Annotated in this window: 1 protein-coding gene; it reads left to right on the top strand. The window is 41.2% G+C overall.

Going from position 1 to position 379, the window contains the following annotated elements:
• Positions 1-130: 130 nt before the first annotated feature.
• The coding region (locus tag EDI28_RS26645; protein ID WP_438942821.1) for a hypothetical protein at positions 131-379 on the top strand (249 nt) is incomplete at its 3' end.

The following is a 379-nucleotide window of genomic DNA, read 5'->3' as shown; positions in this document are numbered from 1 at the left end:
CAATGCTGAGATAGCTGAAGAGATGGCATATTGCTACGCAAGAATGAAAAGTGATATACTGGAATGTTTTAAAAGGCAGGTGGGCAAAGTTAAGGATTAATTATCAGGAGTAATTATGCGGAACAGAATCATGCCTGGTGTTTACATAGTAATAATTCCTTACGTTATCGTAAGCATTTGCTATCTCCTTTTCCGCCACTACATTCCTGGTGTTTCTTTTTCAGCTCATAGAGATGGTCTTGGGGCGACATTGTCATCATATGCAGGAACCATGATTGCAATCCTGATTGCTGCCTTGACGTTTCTAATCGGAAGCAGAACGCGCCGACTGGCCAAGATTAGAGAGTATGGGTATATGACATCGGTAGTTATTGTCTAT

This window comes from Photobacterium chitinilyticum (assembly GCF_004104355.1).
Lineage (GTDB): Bacteria > Pseudomonadota > Gammaproteobacteria > Enterobacterales > Vibrionaceae > Photobacterium > Photobacterium chitinilyticum.
The sequence above is the reverse complement of the archived record's forward strand: the minus strand, read 5'-3'. Positions and strand labels throughout refer to the sequence as shown.